This is a genomic window from Pseudomonas bananamidigenes (assembly GCF_001679645.1).
Lineage (GTDB): Bacteria > Pseudomonadota > Gammaproteobacteria > Pseudomonadales > Pseudomonadaceae > Aquipseudomonas > Aquipseudomonas bananamidigenes.
The window spans coordinates 49,396-69,237 of the sequence record NZ_LRUN01000011.1; the positions used below are offsets into that span (position 1 = coordinate 49,396).

Sequence of the window (19,842 nt, forward strand, 5' to 3'; positions counted from 1 at the left end):
GGCCAGACCAACGTGAATCGACCTTGCGAGTGATATACCCATGAGCCCCAAACGCCCGATAAAACCCGGCGCACCAACCAATACCCCCGAAACGCCTTCCCTCCTTCCCGACATCGGACCTGCGGCAATCCACAGATTGCCGCTGAACATCGCCTCTCAGGGCGAAGATCGAGTATCGATCGATCCCCTCGGGACATCTGTTCAATCATCTTCCTCCCGGCATGCATCTCTGGAGATCGCCGACCTGCCGGCCGAGACCCATGTCACTCCTGTGGTGAGTCATGCGCCGATCGAGCACTTTTTCCTTCCGCCCAATCAGCTCTCCAGACTCCCGGCGCCGAATGCGCTGTCCGGAATTCGGGAACTCGGGACGCAGAGACACTTTGTGGATCTTCAAGAAGGAGGAACCGTCTTGCTGGGTATCGATGCGGAAAATCACTACCGGGCCAGATTGAACAGCGACTTCAGGCCCTCCGGCCCACGAGTCGAGCGGGTCGAAGGCACACTCACCTGGCGCGTAAAACCTGCTGTGGAGGGCGCCTCGGGCAACGAATCCAGATTGTCACTCAAACGCCTGCGAAACCCGGATGACGATTCCGCAGAAACCGCCGTTGCGCCCAAACGTGCTTCCACCTCCACGGGTGAGGAATGGTCCGATCCCTGGAAAAAATGGGATGCGTCACTCCAGCAACCCTCCGCCGGTGGCATTGAAGTCGACGGCATCCGTTTTCTCCTTGTGCCACGGGGAACCGATCCGGATCATCCGATCGTCTACATCAGGAATCCGGAACACTGGATGTATGACTTCGATTACCTGGAACGGATCCTCGGTACAGACTTGATGCAGCAACCCAGAGGTGCGATCCGCGTTCCGCCCGCGAACCGGTGGGAGGTCGATCCAAGCCTCCCCTTTCAACGTCCGCTGAAGCAATACATTGGCGCTTTTTTTCCTCAGTTGTCGGAAACCTCGGTGAACAAGGTTGCCAGACATCAGTTCAGCCTGGCCAACAACGGGGACATGGCGACCGGCGTCGGCCTGACGCGCCTCAGACAGACGTTCAATGACTGGAAGCGCGGCAACAGCACGCCTCATCCGGCACTGGCCGATCCGTTGCTGATGCTGCCGACGCTGACAACATCCGGCAGCGGACCAGGATTGAGTCGCACACTGGAACTGCCAGCCCTGACGGCGGAAGGCTCCTTGCAGCGGCTGGACTTCGATCTGACAAGACAGGAGTGGGACTATTTCAAAACGACGCAGTCAGGGGTCGACCTCAAGCGGCTCATGTCCGGCATTCTGGTCCGCCAGGGTTACGATGTTTACATGCCGACGCCTTCGACGACTTTCCCGGCCCTGGTATTTCGTCGAGAGAATCATCCCTTCGTCTTTTTCATCAGCCTGCACCGTGTCAGGGGCAGGAAAATCCATCAGCCCTTGAGCTTCGGTCCTGATACCGTCGATGCTCGACTCAATACCCAGATCGGATACCCGGCATTGCAGGAGATCCTTCAGGCGCACGCTGAAAACCGACTGGTGTGGCTCAAGGGTGGATCGCAGATCCATGCTTCGCAACCGGACAGCATTTTCATCGTCAGGGATGATGAGTCGAGGCTCGGTACGCTTGCGAACCAATAACCCGAAACGCCTTCGACAAGACGAAAAAAAGCCCGCAGTGTGAGCGGGCGAAAGACCAAAGAAGCTATATGCGCAGTCGCTTCCCGGCGGGGGCAGCTGCTTGGGGGTCAGCTGCCCCGGTAGGTGGAATAGCTGTAAGGCGAAATCAGCAACGGTACGTGGTAGTGATCCTGTTCGGCCGAAATGCCGAACCGCAGCACGACCACGTCCAGAAATGCCGGCTCCGGCAGCTGGACGCCACGGGCGCGGTAGTAATCGCCAGCGTGGAACTGAACCTGATAGACACCGGTACGGTAGTCATCGCCTTGCAGCAGCGGCGCGTCGACCCGGCCATCGCTGTTGGTAAGCGCACTGGCGACCAATTCCAGGTGCGAACCTTCAACGCGGTACAGCTCGACCTTGATCGAGCTGCCCGGGCAACCGTGTGCAGCGTCCAAAACGTGTGTTGTCAAACGTCCCATTGATTCTGCGCGCCTGCCTGCGTGGAGCAGCCAGACTTCGCGCCTCCCGAAGTCAGTTGAAAAAGGAGACCGCACCGTTTCGGAGCACGAAAAGCTGCGGCGAGCGACTGATTAAGACACTTTTCAAAAAAATTGTACACAATAAAAACGACATTTTTCCTCTCACCCCCGCCACCCCGTGATTTATCGGGAATTTGCCCATGAACCACGCATTCATTGAACCCCTTAACCATTAGCTGACTGGTCAGGCAGGTTTCTTGCAGCTTCACGCCGATACCAGTACAAGATGACAGCCGGTGAAAAATGCAAAAATTCAGGCTTACAAATTGAGAATAAAGTTGTATACAATCAGCCCATCGCTGTGACGCCAGCCTGCCATCTCACCGCCAGGGCGCCACACCATCTGTCAACGATAAGAAGGAAGACTGCAGTGAGCGCTGACTACCCACGCGACCTGATCGGTTACGGCAGTAACCCTCCTCACCCACACTGGCCGGGCAATGCCCGGATCGCTTTGTCCTTCGTGCTCAATTACGAAGAAGGCGGCGAGCGCAACATCCTGCACGGCGACAAGGAATCGGAAGCCTTCCTCTCGGAAATGGTCGCAGCCCAGCCTCTGCAAGGCGTGCGCAACATGAGCATGGAATCGCTCTACGAGTATGGCAGCCGTGCCGGCGTCTGGCGGATCCTGAAACTGTTCAAGGAATTCGACATCCCGCTGACCATCTTCGCCGTGGCCATGGCCGCCCAGCGCCACCCGGACGTGATCCGTGCGATGGTCGAGGCCGGTCACGAGATCTGCAGCCACGGCTACCGCTGGATCGACTACCAGTACATGGACGAAGCGCAGGAACGCGAGCACATGCTCGAAGCGATCCGCATCCTCACCGAACTAACCGGCGAACGCCCGCTGGGCTGGTACACCGGCCGCACCGGTCCTAACACCCGTCGCCTGGTGATGGAAGAAGGCGGTTTCCTCTACGACTGCGACACCTACGACGACGACCTGCCCTACTGGGAACCGAACAATCCGACCGGCAAACCGCACCTGGTGATTCCGTACACTCTGGACACCAATGACATGCGCTTCACCCAGGTCCAGGGCTTCAACAAGGGCGACGATTTCTTCGAATACCTCAAAGACGCGTTCGATGTGCTCTACGCCGAAGGCGCCGAAGCGCCGAAGATGCTGTCGATCGGTCTGCACTGCCGTCTGGTGGGCCGCCCGGCGCGTCTGGCTTCGCTCAAACGCTTCATCGAATACGCTAAAAGTCATGAACAGGTGTGGTTCACCCGCCGCGTCGACATCGCCCGTCACTGGCACGAAACCCACCCGTACCAAGGGGCTGCCAAATGAGCACCTTTCAAACCCTGAAACCGTCGACCCTGAGCCGCGACGCCTTCGTCAAAGCCTTCGCCGACATCTACGAACATTCGCCATGGGTGGCCGAGAAGGCCTTCGACCTGGGCCAGGACGCCTCGATCGATCAGATCGAAACCCTGCACCAGCGCATGAGCGACATCCTGTTGAGCGCCGATCACGCCAGTCAACTGGCGCTGATCAACGCTCACCCGGACCTGGCCGGCAAAGCTGCCGTCCAGGGCCAGTTGACCGAAGCCAGCACCAATGAACAGGCTGGCGCCGGTATTCACCAATGCACGGCCGAAGAGTTCCAGCGCTTCACCGAGCTGAACGACGCCTACAAGGCCAAGTTCAAGTTTCCCTTCATCATGGCGGTAAAAGGCAGCAACCGGCATCAGATCCTCGCGGCGTTCGAAACGCGCATCCACAACCCGGTCGACACCGAGTTCAAATGCGCGCTGGCGGAGATCAACAAGATCGCCCTGTTCCGATTACTGACTCTCTAGCAAGCCTGGCCCGAGAAACCTCCAGAACGCTTGTGTTTCCCAGGGCCTCGCAAGCATCCCAAGCCACTTATTTAAAGGCAGACAAGAAGAATGAAAGCTTACGCCGTACCTTTCGAGAAGTTCGTCAACCTGGCCGATGCCCGTCTGGGCACCAAAATCATCTCGGTCACCGATGACTGGTTCGCAGACGCCAATCGTCTGTTTCAGCCGACCCCGGCCGTGTGGAAGGAGGGCGTGTTCGACGACAACGGCAAGTGGATGGACGGCTGGGAATCCCGCCGCAAGCGCTTCGAAGGCTACGACAGCGCGGTGATCCGCCTGGGCGTACCGGGTTCGATCAAAGGCGTGGACATCGACACTTCATTCTTCACCGGCAACTTCCCCCCATCGGCCTCGTTGGAAGCGTGCTTCCTGGCATCGGGCGAGCCGGACGAAAACACCCAGTGGACTGAAGTGCTGTCCGCCGTCGAGCTGCAAGGCAACAGCCATCACTACCACGAAATCAGCAACGACCAGGCGTTCAGCCACCTGCGCTTCAACATCTACCCGGATGGCGGCGTGGCACGTCTGCGCGTCTACGGCATTCCGTTCCGCGACTGGTCCGCTGTTGGCGACAACGAGCAAGTCGATCTGGCCGCAGCCCTCAACGGTGGCCGCGCCCTCGCCTGTTCCGACGAACACTTCGGTCGCATGAGCAACATCCTCAACCCGGGCCGTGGCATCAACATGGGCGACGGCTGGGAAACCGCACGTCGTCGCACCCCCGGCAATGACTGGGTGATCGTCGCGCTGGGCCACCCGGGCGAGATCGAAAAAATCGTCGTCGACACCCTGCACTTCAAGGGTAACTACCCGGACAGCTGCTCGATCCAGGGCGCGTTCGTCAAGGGCGGCACCGACAGCCAGATCGAAACCCAGTCGCTGTTCTGGCGCGAACTGCTGCCGAGCCAGAAGCTGGAAATGCACGCCGAACACACCTTCGTCGAGCAGATCAAGGCACTGGGCCCGATCACCCACATCCGTCTGAACGTGTTCCCGGATGGTGGTGTGAGCCGCCTGCGCGTTCTCGGCAAGGTAGCGAAGTAAGCGGCGCGACCATTCGCGAGCAAGCTCGCTCCCACATTGATCGCAATTCCTGTGGGAGCGAGCTTGCTCGCGAAAGCGTCAGATCAAACAACACAGAATTCGGATAAGAAGAACAGCATGCGCACATTGACGATTGAACCGCTGACCAAAGAAGCCTTCGCCCCGTTCGGTGACGTGATCGAAACCGACGGCAGCGATCACTTCATGATCAACAACGGTTCGACCATGCGCTTCCACAAACTGGCGACGGTCGAAACCGCGACGCCAGAGGACAACGCGATCATCAGCATCTTCCGCGCCGACGCGCAGGACATGCCACTGACCGTGAGCATGCTGGAGCGCCATCCGCTGGGCAGCCAGGCTTTCATTCCGCTGCTCGGCAACCCCTTTCTGATCGTGGTCGCGCCACTTGGCGATGTACCTGTATCAGACCTGGTCCGCGCCTTCGTCACCAACGGCAGGCAGGGCATCAATTACCATCGCGGCGTCTGGCACCACCCGGTGCTGACGATCGAAAAGCGGGATGACTTCCTGGTGGTTGATCGCAGTGGCACTGGCAATAACTGCGATGAGCATTTCTTCAAAGAGGATGAGCGTTTGATCCTCGCCCCCCACCAATAAGAGAAGGTCTGATCACTCGACAACAAGAGTGACAGGCATGAGGTAAAGACTGTGGAAGCACATCTGTTGGAATGGCTGAACCTGAGCGTGCGCTGGGTTCACATGATCACTGGCGTGGCCTGGATCGGCGCGTCGTTCTACTTCGTCTGGCTGGAGAACAACCTCAACCGCGTCAACCCGAAAACCGGTCTTGCCGGTGATCTGTGGGCGATCCACGGCGGCGGTATCTATCACCTGGAAAAATACAAACTGGCTCCTCCGTCGATGCCGGAGAACCTGCACTGGTTCAAATGGGAAGCCTATTTCACCTGGATGTCGGGGATCGCGCTGCTGTGCGTGGTGTTCTACTCCAACCCGGTGCTCTACCTCGTGGCACCCGGCAGCGGCCTGACCGGCCCTGAAGGCGTGGCCATCGGCATCGGTTCGCTGATCGCCGGCTGGTTCATCTACGACTTCCTCTGCGATTCGCCACTGGGCAAGAAACCCGCCCTGCTCGGCTTCATCCTGTTCGTGCTGATCATCGGTGCGGCGTTTGGCTTCAGCAAGGTGTTCAGCGGTCGTGGTGCGTACCTGCACGTCGGCGCGATCATCGGCACCATCATGGTCGGCAACGTGTTCCGCATCATCATGCCGGCCCAGCGCGCACTGGTGGCCGCGATTGCCGAGAACCGCACGCCGGATCCGGCGCTGCCGGCCAAGGGCCTGCTGCGTTCGCGTCACAACAACTACTTCACCCTGCCGGTGCTGTTCATCATGATCAGCAACCACTTCCCGAGCACTTACGGCAGCCAGTACAACTGGCTGATCCTGGCCGGAATCGCGGTGCTGGCGGTGTTGGTTCGTCACTACTTCAACACCCGTCACGACAGCCACAAGTTCGCCTGGACCCTGCCGGTGGCAGCGGTGGGCATGATCAGTCTGGCGTATGTCACCGGCCCAGCGCCGACAACTGCTCCGGAAGTGGCCAAGGCCCCGGCGAAAATCGAGTACCAGCCACTGCCGGAAACGGCGCTGGGCGGTGGCGCGAAACCGGCAGAAGCGGCACAACCGACTGCCCCTGCTGCACCGGCCGCAGCCCCTGCTCAGGCGTCCAACGCCAGCGCCGGTTTCGACAAGGTGCACTCGGTGATCCAGGAACGCTGCGCGGTCTGCCATTCGGCCAAACCGACCAGCCCGCTGTTCAGCGCGGCGCCGGCCGGTGTGATGTTCGACACCCCCGAGCAGATCCGCCAGAACGCGGCGCGGATCCAGGCGCAAGCCATCACCACGCAGATCATGCCACTGGGCAACATCACACAGATGACCCAGCAGGAACGTGACCTGATCGGTGCATGGATCGCCCAGGGAGCCCAGACCAACTAAGCAACACAAAGGCCTGTATAAAAGCGGGCTTTTGTGGCGAGGGAGCTTGCTCCCGTTGCGGCGCGAAGCGGCCCCTCTCTTCAAAAGAGCAGGGCCCGCTGCGCAGTCCAGCGGGAGCAAGCTCCCTCGCCACAGACCTGATGCAAAGAAACAGCTGTGAGCAACCCGGCAGCTGTTCAATCACAAGAATAAAAAGATCCGAGGTGTTGCATGTCCGAGCTGTCCAAAGCGCGCATCCCCGACGCACCCGCCATTCAGCGTTTGCCCCTTTTGCAACTGATCCTGGTCGGTCTGCAACATGTTCTGCTGATGTACGGCGGCGCCATCGCGGTCCCGCTGATCATCGGACAGGCCGCTGGCCTGAGTCGTGAAGAAATCGCCTTCCTGATCAACGCCGACCTGCTGGTCGCCGGCATCGCCACCATCGTGCAGTCCCTGGGGATCGGCCCGATGGGCATCCGCATGCCGGTGATGATGGGCGCCAGTTTTGCCGCCGTCGGCAGCATGGTCGCCATGGCCGGCATGCCCGGCATCGGTCTGCAGGGGATCTTCGGTGCGACCATCGCCGCCGGATTCTTCGGCATGATCATCGCGCCGTTCATGTCCAAAGTCGTACGCTTCTTCCCCCCGCTGGTGACCGGCACGGTCATCACCTCGATCGGTCTGTCGCTGTTCCCCGTGGCCGTGAACTGGGCCGGTGGCGGCGCTGTCGCTGCTCAATTCGGCTCGCCGATTTACCTGGCCATTGCCGCACTGGTACTGGCCACCATTCTGTTGATCCACCGCTTCATGCGCGGCTTCTGGGTCAATATTTCCGTGCTGATCGGCATGTGCCTGGGCTATGTGCTCTGTGGCGCCATCGGCATGGTCGATCTGAGCGGCATGGCCAATGCGCCGTGGGTTCAGTTCGTCACCCCGCTGCATTTCGGCATGCCGAAGTTCGAACTGGCGCCGATCCTGTCGATGTGCCTGGTGGTGGTGATCATCTTCGTCGAGTCCACCGGGATGTTCCTGGCGCTGGGTAAGATCACCGGCCAGGAAGTCTGCCCGCGCAGGCTGCGCCGGGGTTTGCTGTGCGATGCCGGCGCCTCGTTCGTGGCCGGTTTCTTCAATACCTTCACCCACTCTTCTTTCGCGCAGAACATCGGCCTGGTGCAGATGACCGGCGTGCGCTGCCGTTCGGTGACCCTCGTTGCCGGCGGTCTGCTGATCGTCCTCAGCCTGCTGCCGAAAGCGGCGTTCCTGGTGGCGTCGATTCCACCGGCAGTGCTCGGCGGTGCGGCGATTGCGATGTTCGGCATGGTGGCAGCCACCGGCATCAAGATCCTGCAGGAGGCCGACATCGGCGACCGTCGCAACCAGTTGCTCGTGGCGGTGAGCATCGGCATGGGCCTGATCCCGGTGGTACGCCCGGAGTTCTTCGCCCACCTGCCGCTCTGGATGAGCCCGATCACCCACAGCGGCATCGCCATGGCCACCCTCAGCGCGCTGACGCTGAACCTGCTGTTCAACATCCTGGGCGGCGCCGAGCGCGCGGCCATCAACGATTGTCACGCACACCAGCATTAACAGCGACACCGATGTGCCCTTGTGAGAGCGAGCCTGCTCGCGAAAGCGGTATGACATTCAACCCTTCAGTTGACTGAAAGAACGCCTTCGCGAGCAGGCTCGCTCCCACAAGGGGAAGAGCAGCTCTGCGCCTTAAAAATAAAAACAAGAGGGAGCAACAGATGATCCGGACTCAAACCCATGTGTTGTTGAGCGGCGGCCTGCTGGCTGCATCGCAGGCCATGGCCGGCGATTTATTGCTTTGGCAGACCAACAGCCTGAGCTACCTGTACGGCAAGAACTTTGCGATCAACCCGTCGATCCAGCAGACGGTGACATTCGAACACGCCGACAAGTGGAAGTACGGCGACAACTTCCTGTTCGTCGACAAGATCTTCTACAACGGCCAGGAAGACCGCAACAAAGGCCCGCACACCTTCTACGGCGAATTCACCCCGCGCTTCTCCTTCGGCAAGATCTTCGACCGCAAGCTCGAATTCGGCCCGATCAAGGACGTGCTGCTGGCGATGACCTACGAATACGGCGAGGGTGAGAGCGAGGCCTATCTGATCGGCCCCGGTTTCGACCTGAAAGTGCCGGGCTTCAACTACGTCACCCTGAACATCTTCCGCCGCCAGACCGAAGGCCCGCGCCCTGGCGATGGTGTCTGGCAGATCACCCCGGGCTGGTCCTACAGCTTTGCGCTGGGCAACTCGGACGTACTGATCGACGGCTATCTCGACTGGGTCGTCGACAACGACGAGAACTCACGCGGCACCTATCACGCCAACCTGCACATCAACCCGCAGATCAAATACGACCTGGGCAAAGCCCTCGGCTGGAGCCAAAAGCAGCTGTATGTCGGCACCGAATACAGCTACTGGAAGAACAAATACGGGGTCGAAAGCAGCCACAACCTCGACACCAATCAAAACACCGCCAGCCTGCTGGTGAAGGTGCACTTCTAAGATGACCCGCAACCGTGCCGCCTACCTGTCGTCGGTGCTCTGTTGCGGGGCACTTGAGGCCTGGCCGTTGAGTCAGTATTCTCCGCGGCCTTCTGAATTCGGTCTAAAAAAAAGCCCGGATTTAATTCCTGACCGACGGGCCAGCTTATCTCGGCCGCGGTCAGTACCGAGGCGTCCCGAAAACACGCTCAATCGACTGTTTTTCAACAGCCGACGGGCGTTTTTTTGCTTTTCGAAAAGCCTTGGCTCAGCCCTTGCAAACCGCATGAAAGCTGACCGAACGGATATTTTTTGCGGCAACGAAAAAAGGCGCCACACCAGAGCGCCGATTCAAAAAAACAAACGTGGAACACCTACTTTGGGAGCAACCGAATGAAACGTATGAGCACCAGCCTGATGCTTGCGGGAACCATGCTGGCGGGGGGCCAGGCCATGGCCGACGGCCTGCTGCAATGGCAGAACAACAGCCTGACCTACCTGTACGGCAAGGACTTCAAGGTCAACCCGGCCATCCAGCAGACCGTCACCTTCGAGCACGCCGATGCGTGGAAGTACGGCGACAACTTCCTGTTCATCGACAAGATCTTCTACAACGGCAAGCCTGATGGCGGCGTCGGCAACAACACCTACTACGGTGAATTCCAGCCACGCATCTCGCTGGGCAAGGTGCTCGATCAGAAGCTCGAATTCGGCCCGATCAAAGACGTGCTGCTGGCCATGACCTACGAGTTCGGCGAAGGCGACGTCGAGTCCTACCTGATCGGTCCAGGCTTCGATCTGGCCATTCCGGGCTTCGACTACTTCCAGCTGAACTTCTACCAGCGTCACACCGAAGGTTCGCGCCCGGGTGACAACGTCTGGCAGATCACGCCGGTCTGGTCTTACACCATCCCGGTCGGCAATTCGAACGTGCTGATCGACGGTTACATGGACTGGGTGGTCGACAACGACGTCAACAGCAAAGGCGAATACCACGCCAACCTGCACTTCAACCCACAAGTGAAATACGACCTGGGCAAGGCGCTGAATTTCGGCGAGAAACAGCTGTACGTCGGTGTGGAATACGACTACTGGAAAGACAAGTACGGCATTGACGACACCCGTGCCTTCACCACCAATCAGAACGTGACCAGCTTCCTGGTGAAGTTCCACTTCTGATCTTGAAAGCTTCGCGAGCAGGCTCGCTCCCACATTCGACCGCGTTCCAATGTGGGAGCGAGCCTGCTCGCGAAGGCCTCTGCGCAGATTTCAGGCGAGAGCCACCGCTGTGGAAATACCCAGAAACCGGCACAGCTCATCGCGCTTGGCCAGCGCATCGCGCCGCCCCAGGTCAATCAATTCGCTGCAATACCCCGCCTCGAACAGCAAATAACTCAGCACCCCTGCCCCACTGGTTTTGGTCGCTCCGGGCCCGCGCAAGAACAGCCGCAAGGCTGCCGGCAATTCCTGACGATGTCGCGCCGCGATTTCATCGATAGGCTGACTCGGCGAAATCACCAGCACGTCCACCGGCGCCACGCCCAGCGTGCGTATCGGCGTACCTTCGGGCAGCAGGTGACTGAACTGGTTCAGACGCTGGAGCAGCTCGATATCGCTTTCCAGGCTGTCAATGAAGGTGCTGTTGAGCATGTGGCCGCCGATCTGCGCCAGTGTCGGCTGTTTTCCCGTGTAGGTGCGCTCCAGCGGTTGCGCCGGGTCGAATCCTCGCGGATTGCCGCTGACACCCACCACCAGCACCCGGCTCGCCCCCAGGTGCAGGGCCGGACTGATCGGCGCCGACTGCCGCACCGCGCCATCACCGAAATACTCCTCGCCGATTTTCACCGGCGCGAACAACAGCGGGATCGCCGAACTGGCGAGCAAGTGCTCCACAGTCAATCGCGTCGGTACGCCAATACGTCGATGACGCAACCAGGCATCGATGCTGCCACCGCCCTGATAGAAGGTCACGGCCTGCCCCGACTCGTAGCCGAATGCGGTCACCGCCACGGCATGCAACTGCTTGCGGGCAATGGATTCGGCGATGCCGGGCATGTGCAGTTTTTCATTGAGCAGATGACGCAGCGGAGAACTGTCGAGCAGGGCCACCGGCAATTGCCGGCCCATGCCCAACAGGCTGTGACTGACGAAACGGCTGGCCTGGCGGATCACCCCCGGCCAGTTGCTGCGCAGCACGCGATGACTGCGAAAGCCTTGCCAGAACAGGGTCAGGCGCTCGATGGCGGCCCGAAAGTCCGTGGCGCCACTGGCGAGGCTGACCGCATTGATCGCCCCGGCCGAGGTACCGACGATCACCGGGAACGGATTGTCCGCGCCCAGGGGCAGCAATTCGGCAATCGCCGCCAGCACCCCCACCTGATACGCCGCCCGAGCCCCGCCGCCGGAAAGAATCAAACCTGTGACCGGTTCAGCTGGGCTCATCGCAACGCTCCGTGGTGCTTATGGGATGGGGTGATTCAACGGCGTTTGGCGTACAGCTTCGGCTCGCCTGGCGGGCGGCTCTTGAAGCGACGATGCGCCCACAGGTATTGCTCGGGGCATTCGCGCAACACGCCTTCCACCCACTGGTTGATGCGGATGCAGTCGGCCTCCTCGGTTTCACCCGGGAAGCCTTCCAGCGGCGGATGGATCACCAGACGATAGCCGCTGCCGTCGGCCAGACGCTCCTGAGTGAACGGCACCACCAGCGCCTTGCCCAGCCGGGCGAACTTGCTGGTGGCGGTGACGGTCGCGGCCTGAATGCCGAACAGCGGCACGAAGATGCTTTGCTTGGCGCCGTAGTCCTGATCCGGCGCATACCAGATCGCACGCCCGGAACGCAGCAGCTTGAGCATGCCGCGCACGTCATCGCGTTCCACCGCCAGCGAGTCGAGATTGTGCCGCTCGCGGCCCTGACGCTGGATGAAATCGAACAGCGGGTTTTTGTGTTCGCGGTACATGCCATCGATGGTGTGCTGCTGACCGAGCAAAGCCGCGCCGATTTCAAGGGTGGTGAAATGCACCGCCATCAGAATCACGCCAGTGCCTTCGCGCTGGGCCTTTTGCAGATGCTCCAGGCCTTCGACGTGGGCCAGTTTCGCCAGACGCTGGCGCGACCACCACCAGCTCATCGCCATTTCAAAGAACGCAATGCCGGTGGAGGCGAAGTTTTCCTTGAGCAGACGCTTGCGTTCGGCAGCGGACTTTTCCGGGAAACACAGTTCCAGATTGCGCTTGGCGATACGCCGCCGGTCGCTGGCGAAGCGATACATCACGGCACCAAGAAAACGACCGATGGCCAGCAATGCCGGATAGGGCAACTGCACCGTCAGCCACAACAGCCCCAGACCGCACCAGAGCGGCCAGAAGCGTGGAGCGAGAAATGCTCTTCGAAAACGCGGGCGATCCATTAAAGCTTCCGTAAATAAGTGGCCGCGCATTCTACATCGTTCGGCCCGGCTTGCGGCTCGCGGGCGTTCTCGTTATAAGTCTCGGCACTTTTAGTGACAAGCCGTTGTATGCCGACATGAGCCAAACCGAATCGCCAGACCAAGATCCCGTGTTCCAGCTGAAGGGCAGCATGCTTGCCATTACGGTGCTGGAACTGTCCCGCAACGACCTGGACAGCCTCGATCGGCAATTGGCCGCCAAAGTCGCCCAGGCACCGAACTTCTTCAGCAACGCACCGCTGGTCCTGGCGCTGGACAAACTGCCGCCGAGCGAAGGTGCCGTCGACCTGCCGGGCCTGATGCGCGTGTGCCGCCAGCACGGCTTGCGTACGCTGGCGATCCGCGCCAGCCGCATCGAAGACATCGCCGCCGCCATCGCCATCGATATCCCGGTACTGCCACCTTCCGGCGCCCGTGAACGGCCGCTGGAAACCGCTGAACCCGTTGCACCGAAGAAGCCGGAAAAGCCGCCGGAGCCGACCATCAAACCGACCCGTGTCATTACCACGCCAGTACGTGGTGGCCAACAGATCTACGCACAGGGTGGCGATCTGGTAGTGGTGTCCTCGGTCAGCCCGGGGGCGGAACTTCTCGCCGATGGCAACATCCATGTATACGGCCCGATGCGCGGTCGTGCGCTGGCCGGGGTCAAGGGCGACACCAAGGCGCGGATTTTCTGTCAGCAATTGAGCGCTGAACTGATCTCCATCGCAGGCCATTACAAGGTTTCCGAAGACCTGCGTCGCGATCCGATGTGGGGTTCGGGCGTACAGGTCAGCCTGTCGGGCGACGTGTTGAACATCATTCGGCTTTAACGGATACTGCCGCATTTTCCAAGCATCTCTAAAACGTAGCGAAAACGGCTCAAACGAAGTAGGAAAAAGGCCAAAAGCCGGATTCCAGCCAAGGCTGTCCGACTGCAGTAGTTTTCAAGAGATGTTTTTCAGGGGCTGAACAGTCCTTCTTCCTTAGGGGTGAAACACCTTGGCCAAGATTCTCGTGGTTACATCCGGCAAGGGTGGTGTGGGTAAGACCACCACCAGCGCCGCTATCGGTACCGGCCTCGCTCTGCGCGGCCACAAAACAGTGATCGTCGACTTCGACGTGGGCTTGCGTAACCTCGACCTGATCATGGGTTGCGAGCGCCGCGTGGTGTATGACTTCGTCAACGTGGTCAACGGCGAAGCCAACCTGCAACAGGCCCTGATCAAAGACAAGCGCCTGGAAAACCTCTACGTGCTGGCCGCCAGCCAGACCCGCGACAAGGACGCGCTGACCCAGGAAGGCGTGGAAAAAGTCCTGATGGAGCTCAAGGAGCAATTCGACTTCGTCGTCTGCGACTCCCCGGCGGGCATCGAGAAAGGCGCGCACCTGGCCATGTACTTCGCTGACGAAGCGATCGTCGTGACCAACCCTGAAGTGTCCTCGGTACGTGACTCCGACCGCATGCTCGGCCTGCTGGCCAGCAAGTCCCGTCGCGCCGAAAAAGGCGAAGAGCCGATCCAGGAACACCTGCTGATCACCCGCTACCACCCGGAGCGCGTCGAAAAAGGCGAAATGCTCGGCGTCGAAGACGTCAAGGAAATCCTCGCCGTGCGCCTGCTGGGTGTCATTCCGGAATCCCAGGCCGTGCTCAAGGCCTCCAACCAGGGCGTCCCGGTCATCCTCGACGACCAGAGCGACGCCGGCCAGGCCTACAGCGATACCGTTGATCGCCTGCTGGGCAAGGAAAAAGAACACCGGTTCCTGAATGTCGAGAAGAAGGGATTCTTCGAGCGTCTGTTTGGAGGTAGGTAATGAACCTTTTTGACTTCTTTCGTGCCAACAAAAAGCCAAGTACCGCCTCGGTCGCGAAAGAGCGTCTACAGATCATCGTGGCGCATGAACGCGGCCAGCGCAGCACCCCTGACTACCTGCCATCCCTGCAAAAGGAACTGGTGGAAGTGATCCGCAAATACGTCAACATCGGCAACGACGACGTACACGTGGCGCTGGAAAGCCAGGGCAGCTGCTCGATTCTGGAACTCAACATCACCCTGCCCGATCGCTGAGTCGATCCGGCAGGAACGACGGCGGCTCAGGGCCCTTCCGACACCGGAGGGGCCCTGAGCCGCCGTTGGCATTTGTTACGAGGCTGTTTTAATGCCGTTGTCCAACGTCCAAATCATTTATCAGGACGCCGCCTTGCTGGTGGTGAACAAACCGACCCTGTTGCTCTCGGTGCCCGGCCGGGCCGACGACAACAAGGACTGCCTGATCACCCGCCTGCAGGAAAACGGCTACCCGGAAGCACGCATCGTCCATCGTCTGGACTGGGAAACCTCCGGCATCATTCTGCTGGCCCGCGACGCCGACACCCACCGCGAACTGTCGCGCCAGTTTCACGACCGCGAAACCGAAAAGGCCTACACCGCCCTGGCCTGGGGTCAGCCGGAACTGGACAGCGGCAGCATCGATCTGCCATTGCGCTACGACCCGCCGACCAAGCCGCGACACGTCGTCGACCACGAACTGGGCAAACACGCCCTGACCTTCTGGCGCGTGCTGGAACGTTGCGGCGACTGGTGCCGCGTCGAGCTGACGCCGATCACCGGCCGTTCGCACCAGTTGCGCGTGCACATGCTGTCCATCGGTCATCCGCTGCTCGGTGACGGCCTCTACGCTCACGAGCAGGCCCTGGCCGCCTGGCCGCGTCTGTGCCTGCACGCCAGCATGCTCAGTTTCACCCACCCACAGTCCGGCGAACGCTTGCGCTTCGAATGCCCGGCGCCGTTCTGACGACCATTGCCGAAATCCTGTGGGAGCAAGCTCCCGCAGGGGATCCGGTCCGGATTCAATTCCCCGGCCGATGCGTTAAACTCCCGCCCATCGCTGTCTGGAGCTTCTTATGCGCGAAGAGTTGAACCAAGGCCTGATCGACTTCCTCAAGGCCTCCCCTACCCCGTTCCACGCCACCGCCAGCCTTGTTCAACGCCTGGAGGCCGCCGGGTATGTGCGCCTCGACGAACGCGAGACCTGGCACACCGAAGCCAATGGCCGTTACTACGTCACCCGTAACGACTCCTCGATCGTCGCTATCAAGATGGGCCGCAACTCCCCGCTGCACGACGGCATCCGTCTGGTCGGCGCCCACACCGACAGCCCGTGCCTGCGGGTCAAGCCACAACCGGAACTGCAACGTCAGGGTTTCTGGCAACTCGGTGTCGAAGTCTACGGCGGTGCGCTGCTGGCGCCGTGGTTCGACCGCGACCTGTCGCTGGCCGGCCGCGTCACCTTCCGTCGCGACGGCAAGGTCGAGAGCCAGTTGATCGACTTCAAGGCCCCGATCGCCATCATTCCCAACCTGGCGATCCACCTCAACCGAGAAGCCAACCAGGGCTGGGCGATCAACGCCCAGACCGAACTGCCGCCGATTCTCGCGCAGTTCGCTGGTGACGAGCGCGTCGACTTCCGCGCCGTGCTCACCGATCAACTGGCCCGCGAACACGGTCTCAACGCCGACGTGGTGCTCGATTACGAGCTGAGTTTCTACGACACCCAAAGCGCTGCGGTCATCGGCCTGCACGGTGATTTCATCGCCGGTGCCCGACTCGACAACCTGCTGTCGTGCTACGCCGGTCTGCAAGCCCTGCTGACCGCCGACACCGAAGAAACCTGCGTGCTGGTGTGCAACGATCATGAAGAAGTCGGTTCCTGCTCGGCCTGCGGCGCCGACGGCCCGATGCTGGAACAGACCCTGCGTCGTCTGCTGCCCGAAGGTGACGAGTTCGTCCGCACCATTCAGAAATCCCTGCTGGTCTCGGCCGACAACGCCCACGGCGTACACCCGAACTATGCCGAGAAGCACGACGCCAACCACGGCCCGAAACTCAACGCCGGCCCGGTGATCAAGGTCAACAGCAACCAGCGCTACGCCACCAACAGCGAAACCGCCGGTTTCTTCCGTCACCTGTGCATGGCCGAAGAAGTGCCGGTGCAAAGCTTCGTGGTGCGCAGCGACATGGGCTGCGGCTCGACCATCGGCCCGATCACCGCCAGCCACCTTGGCGTACGCACTGTCGACATCGGCCTGCCAACGTTCGCCATGCACTCGATCCGCGAACTGTGCGGCAGCCATGACCTGGCGCATCTGGTGAAAGTGCTGAGCGCGTTCTACGCCAGTCGCGAATTGCCGTAGAAAAAACGGGGATCGCCGCTTGCCTGCCGCGATCCCCTGTCCTGCGAAACCCGTTCATTTCTGATACACATCAGCACCGTCCGGCAGAATCCCGCCTAGACTTGAATCATCCCCTTCGACAAGGCTGTCGCCATGATCTCGATGTCTGCGTTCCACGCCATGCTCATTCCGATCCTGTCCGGAATGATTCTGCTGGCGATCGGCTTCAACTTCCGCGACAAGAACGCCGGTGTGCTCGCCATGTGGGTCGGCATGCTGATGATCCTGGCCACCGTGGTCTACAAGATCCTCGCCAAGCTCAACGAATAAATCCGTGCCCGGCTCGCATTGACCCGAGCGTGCTCGTACACTCGCCCGATCCGCCCCTTGCGAGGTTGACCGCCTAGTGTTCGCTCGTTTTTTTGCCCTGCCCTGCCTCTTTCTTGTCTGCCTGATGACGTTGCTGCCGCTGGCGCCTGCCCACGCGGTGAGCCTGCCCGGTCTGCTCAATGGCTCGAACAAGACGCAACCGGAGGCCCAGGAACCGCTCGGCCAATCCCTCGACGAAGTCATCAAGTCGCTGGAGAACGATCAGCAACGCGCCCAGTTGCTGATCGACCTGAAAAAACTGCGCGACGCCACGAAAAAGGCCCAGGCCACCCCGGAAGAAGGCGTGCTGGGCCTGATCGGCGGCACCCTGGCCAATTTCGAAAAGCAGTTCACCGGCAGCGACAGCCCGCTCAATCGCTGGTCCACCGAGTTCGAACTGGCCAAGGACGAACTGTCCGCCCTGATGATGCCGGCCAGCGAATGGCTGCCGATCATCTTCGGCTTCGCCATGATCCTGATGGTCTGGAGCCTGCTGGCCGCCGCGCTGATCTGGCTCGGCCACCGGGTGCGCATGCGCTTCGGCCTGACCGAAGAACTGCCGCAACACCCCCGGGCCCTCGACATGCTGCGTTTTGCCCTGCGCAAGCTCGGGCCGTGGATGATCGCGTTGGTCATCACTGTCTACATGAGCTACGCGCTGCCATCGTCCCTGGGCAAAAGCCTGGCGATGGTGCTGGCCTACGCGCTGGTGGTCGGCACCTGTTTCTCGGCGATCTGCGTGATTGCCTTTTCCTTGCTCGACGGCCCGCACCGCCACCGTGCGCTCTATATCCTGCGTCACCAGGCTTTCCGTCCGCTGTGGCTGATCGGCAGCTTCGCCGCGTTCGGTGAGGCATTGAGCGATCCGCGCCTGGTGGCCGGTCTGGGCGCACACCTGGCCCACACCGCCGCCACCGTCACCAATGTGCTGGCGGCGTTTTTGACGGGCCTGTTCATCCTGCGCTTCCGCCGCCCCATTGCCCACCTGATCCGCAACCAGCCGCTGTCCCGTCGCCTGACCCGCCGCGCCCTGAGCGACACCATCGAAATCCTCGGCACCTTCTGGTACGTACCGGCGCTGGTGCTGGTGGGCATTTCCCTGTTCGCCACGTTCGTCTCCGCCGGCGACACCAGCACGGCATTGCGCCAGTCGCTGATCTGCACCGTGCTGCTGGTGCTGTGCATGGTGATCAACGGCCTTGTCCGTCGCCATGCCCTCAAGCCCCAGCACGGGCCGAAACGTCACGCGTTGTACTCAGAACGCCTGAAGAGCTTCTTCTACACCCTCGCGCATCTGCTGGTGTGGCTGGCCTTCATCGAACTCGGCCTGCGGGTCTGGGGCCTGTCGCTGATCGGCTTCACGGAAGGCGAAGGCCACGACATCAGCGTCAAACTGTTCAGCCTGATCGGCACGCTGATCTTCGCCTGGCTGATCTGGATCCTCAGCGACACCGCCGTCCACCACGCCCTCACCCGCTCGCGCAAAGGCCTGGCCAACGCCCGCGCACAAACGATGATGCCGCTGATCCGCAACGTGCTGTTCGTGGCGATCTTCATCATCGCCCTGATCGTCGCCCTGGCGAACATGGGCATGAACGTCACGCCTCTGCTGGCCGGTGCCGGCGTGATCGGCCTGGCGATCGGCTTCGGCGCCCAGTCGCTGGTGGCCGACCTGATCACCGGCCTGTTCATCATCATCGAAGACTCCCTGGCCATCGACGACTACGTCGACGTCGGCGGGCACCTGGGCACCGTCGAAGGCCTGACCATCCGCACCGTTCGCCTGCGGGACATCGACGGCATCGTCCACACCATCCCGTTCAGCGAAATCAAAAGCATCAAGAACTACTCCCGGGAATTCGGCTACGCGATCTTCCGCGTGGCCGTGCCCTTCAACATGAACATCGACGACGCCATCAAACTGATGCGCGACGTCGGCCAGAAAATGCGCACCGACCCGCTACAGCGCCGCAACATCTGGTCGCCGCTGGAGATTCAGGGTGTGGAAAGTTTTGAATCCGGCAACGCAATATTGCGCGCCCGGTTCAAGACCGCACCGATCAAACAGTGGGAAGTTTCACGGGCGTTCAATTTATCGCTGAAGCGGCATCTGGACGAGGCCGGGCTGGATCTGGCGACGCCGAGGATGAATGTGCAGGTGATAACCGCAGGTGGTGGTAGCCAAGCTCAGGAATAGCCCAGCCTCATCACTCATCACTCACCACTCACCACGATGAGCGTTAGCTCGAGTACCGCTTTTGACGTGCCGGCCCCATCGGAAGGCTGAGTGGAGGGATTCATCCGGGGGAAGGCGCGTAGCGCCGTTTGGCGAAGCCAA

The 19,842-nt window shown here is 60.8% G+C and carries 19 protein-coding genes; 16 read left to right on the forward strand and 3 right to left on the reverse strand.

What is annotated here, in order from left to right:
- Positions 1-40 precede the first annotated feature (40 nt).
- Positions 41-1,636, forward strand: a complete 1,596-nt coding sequence (locus BBF94_RS05670; RefSeq protein ID WP_141676550.1) for a hypothetical protein — start codon at positions 41-43, stop codon at positions 1,634-1,636.
- 107 nt (positions 1,637-1,743) lie between these two features.
- Here the strand turns inward: BBF94_RS05670 and uraH are convergent, their stop codons facing one another.
- Positions 1,744-2,097: a hydroxyisourate hydrolase gene (gene uraH / locus BBF94_RS05675; protein ID WP_011333195.1), complete on the reverse strand. Its 354-nt coding sequence runs from the start codon at positions 2,095-2,097 to the stop codon at positions 1,744-1,746.
- 430 nt (positions 2,098-2,527) lie between these two features.
- Between uraH and puuE the strand changes: the two genes are divergently transcribed.
- The 8 genes from puuE (at position 2,528) to BBF94_RS05715 (ending at position 10,709) form a co-directional block, all read left to right on the forward strand.
- On the forward strand, positions 2,528-3,454 hold the full coding sequence (gene puuE, locus BBF94_RS05680) for an allantoinase PuuE (protein WP_065258075.1): 927 nt from the start codon (positions 2,528-2,530) through the stop codon (positions 3,452-3,454).
- The gene (gene uraD / locus BBF94_RS05685; protein ID WP_065258076.1) at positions 3,451-3,966 is read left to right on the forward strand and encodes a 2-oxo-4-hydroxy-4-carboxy-5-ureidoimidazoline decarboxylase; all 516 of its coding nucleotides are present in this window, start codon (positions 3,451-3,453) and stop codon (positions 3,964-3,966) included. Before puuE ends, uraD begins: the two co-directional genes overlap by 4 nt.
- A gap of 90 nt (positions 3,967-4,056) precedes the next feature.
- The gene (alc, locus tag BBF94_RS05690) at positions 4,057-5,052 is read left to right on the forward strand and encodes an allantoicase (RefSeq protein WP_065258077.1); all 996 of its coding nucleotides are present in this window, start codon (positions 4,057-4,059) and stop codon (positions 5,050-5,052) included.
- A gap of 117 nt (positions 5,053-5,169) precedes the next feature.
- Positions 5,170-5,673, forward strand: coding sequence for an ureidoglycolate lyase (locus tag BBF94_RS05695; protein ID WP_065258078.1), 504 nt, complete (start codon positions 5,170-5,172; stop codon positions 5,671-5,673).
- Positions 5,674-5,724: 51 nt separating this feature from the next.
- Complete coding sequence (locus BBF94_RS05700; RefSeq protein WP_065258079.1) at positions 5,725-7,035, forward strand: urate hydroxylase PuuD; 1,311 nt, start codon at positions 5,725-5,727, stop codon at positions 7,033-7,035.
- Positions 7,036-7,245: 210 nt separating this feature from the next.
- Positions 7,246-8,604: a nucleobase:cation symporter-2 family protein gene (locus tag BBF94_RS05705; RefSeq protein ID WP_065258080.1), complete on the forward strand. Its 1,359-nt coding sequence runs from the start codon at positions 7,246-7,248 to the stop codon at positions 8,602-8,604.
- 161 nt (positions 8,605-8,765) lie between these two features.
- A complete protein-coding gene (locus BBF94_RS05710) occupies positions 8,766-9,551 on the forward strand; it encodes an outer membrane protein OmpK (protein ID WP_065258081.1) in 786 nt (261 codons plus the stop codon).
- 372 nt (positions 9,552-9,923) lie between these two features.
- A complete protein-coding gene (locus BBF94_RS05715) occupies positions 9,924-10,709 on the forward strand; it encodes an outer membrane protein OmpK (protein WP_065258082.1) in 786 nt (261 codons plus the stop codon).
- A 90-nt stretch (positions 10,710-10,799) separates the two neighbouring features.
- Here the strand turns inward: BBF94_RS05715 and BBF94_RS05720 are convergent, their stop codons facing one another.
- Together BBF94_RS05720 and BBF94_RS05725 are read right to left on the reverse strand one after the other, a co-directional pair.
- Positions 10,800-11,972 carry a patatin-like phospholipase family protein gene (locus BBF94_RS05720; RefSeq protein ID WP_065258083.1) on the reverse strand — a complete coding sequence of 391 codons (1,173 nt, stop codon included), beginning with the start codon at positions 11,970-11,972 and terminating at the stop codon, positions 10,800-10,802.
- Between the two features lie 35 nt (positions 11,973-12,007).
- Positions 12,008-12,940 (reverse strand): lipid A biosynthesis lauroyl acyltransferase, encoded by a 933-nt coding sequence (locus tag BBF94_RS05725; RefSeq protein WP_065258084.1) that lies wholly within the window; start codon positions 12,938-12,940, stop codon positions 12,008-12,010.
- Between the two features lie 116 nt (positions 12,941-13,056).
- On the opposite strand from BBF94_RS05725, the gene minC reads away from it, so the two are divergent.
- The 7 genes from minC (at position 13,057) to BBF94_RS05755 (ending at position 19,701) form a co-directional block, all read left to right on the forward strand.
- Positions 13,057-13,794 carry a septum site-determining protein MinC gene (minC, locus tag BBF94_RS05730; RefSeq protein WP_065258088.1) on the forward strand — a complete coding sequence of 246 codons (738 nt, stop codon included), beginning with the start codon at positions 13,057-13,059 and terminating at the stop codon, positions 13,792-13,794.
- Positions 13,795-13,963: 169 nt separating this feature from the next.
- The gene (gene minD, locus BBF94_RS05735) at positions 13,964-14,776 is read left to right on the forward strand and encodes a septum site-determining protein MinD (protein WP_065258085.1); all 813 of its coding nucleotides are present in this window, start codon (positions 13,964-13,966) and stop codon (positions 14,774-14,776) included.
- Positions 14,776-15,030, forward strand: a complete 255-nt coding sequence (minE, locus tag BBF94_RS05740) for a cell division topological specificity factor MinE (RefSeq protein WP_007960071.1) — start codon at positions 14,776-14,778, stop codon at positions 15,028-15,030. The genes minD and minE overlap by 1 nt, the downstream gene beginning before the upstream one ends.
- 91 nt (positions 15,031-15,121) lie before the next feature.
- Positions 15,122-15,757 (forward strand): RluA family pseudouridine synthase, encoded by a 636-nt coding sequence (locus tag BBF94_RS05745; protein ID WP_065258086.1) that lies wholly within the window; start codon positions 15,122-15,124, stop codon positions 15,755-15,757.
- A gap of 109 nt (positions 15,758-15,866) precedes the next feature.
- On the forward strand, positions 15,867-17,156 hold the full coding sequence (locus BBF94_RS05750; RefSeq protein WP_007960074.1) for a M18 family aminopeptidase: 1,290 nt from the start codon (positions 15,867-15,869) through the stop codon (positions 17,154-17,156).
- A gap of 132 nt (positions 17,157-17,288) precedes the next feature.
- On the forward strand, positions 17,289-17,465 hold the full coding sequence (locus BBF94_RS27925) for a hypothetical protein (RefSeq protein WP_176704422.1): 177 nt from the start codon (positions 17,289-17,291) through the stop codon (positions 17,463-17,465).
- Between the two features lie 76 nt (positions 17,466-17,541).
- Complete coding sequence (locus BBF94_RS05755; protein WP_065258087.1) at positions 17,542-19,701, forward strand: mechanosensitive ion channel family protein; 2,160 nt, start codon at positions 17,542-17,544, stop codon at positions 19,699-19,701.
- Positions 19,702-19,842: the final 141 nt, after the last annotated feature.

Bases quoted from the DNA above. Each gene is read 5' to 3' on its own strand.
- BBF94_RS05670 (WP_141676550.1), top strand. From the start codon at position 41: ATGAGCCCCAAACGCCCGATAAAACCCGGCGCACCAACCAATACCCCC.
- uraH (WP_011333195.1), bottom strand. From the start codon at position 2,097: ATGGGACGTTTGACAACACACGTTTTGGACGCTGCACACGGTTGCCCG.
- uraD (WP_065258076.1), top strand. From the start codon at position 3,451: ATGAGCACCTTTCAAACCCTGAAACCGTCGACCCTGAGCCGCGACGCC.
- alc (WP_065258077.1), top strand. From the start codon at position 4,057: ATGAAAGCTTACGCCGTACCTTTCGAGAAGTTCGTCAACCTGGCCGAT.
- BBF94_RS05695 (WP_065258078.1), top strand. From the start codon at position 5,170: ATGCGCACATTGACGATTGAACCGCTGACCAAAGAAGCCTTCGCCCCG.
- BBF94_RS05705 (WP_065258080.1), top strand. From the start codon at position 7,246: ATGTCCGAGCTGTCCAAAGCGCGCATCCCCGACGCACCCGCCATTCAG.
- BBF94_RS05710 (WP_065258081.1), top strand. From the start codon at position 8,766: ATGATCCGGACTCAAACCCATGTGTTGTTGAGCGGCGGCCTGCTGGCT.
- BBF94_RS05715 (WP_065258082.1), top strand. From the start codon at position 9,924: ATGAAACGTATGAGCACCAGCCTGATGCTTGCGGGAACCATGCTGGCG.
- BBF94_RS05720 (WP_065258083.1), bottom strand. From the start codon at position 11,972: ATGAGCCCAGCTGAACCGGTCACAGGTTTGATTCTTTCCGGCGGCGGG.
- BBF94_RS05725 (WP_065258084.1), bottom strand. From the start codon at position 12,940: ATGGATCGCCCGCGTTTTCGAAGAGCATTTCTCGCTCCACGCTTCTGG.
- minC (WP_065258088.1), top strand. From the start codon at position 13,057: ATGAGCCAAACCGAATCGCCAGACCAAGATCCCGTGTTCCAGCTGAAG.
- minE (WP_007960071.1), top strand. From the start codon at position 14,776: ATGAACCTTTTTGACTTCTTTCGTGCCAACAAAAAGCCAAGTACCGCC.
- BBF94_RS05745 (WP_065258086.1), top strand. From the start codon at position 15,122: ATGCCGTTGTCCAACGTCCAAATCATTTATCAGGACGCCGCCTTGCTG.
- BBF94_RS05750 (WP_007960074.1), top strand. From the start codon at position 15,867: ATGCGCGAAGAGTTGAACCAAGGCCTGATCGACTTCCTCAAGGCCTCC.
- BBF94_RS27925 (WP_176704422.1), top strand. From the start codon at position 17,289: ATGATCTCGATGTCTGCGTTCCACGCCATGCTCATTCCGATCCTGTCC.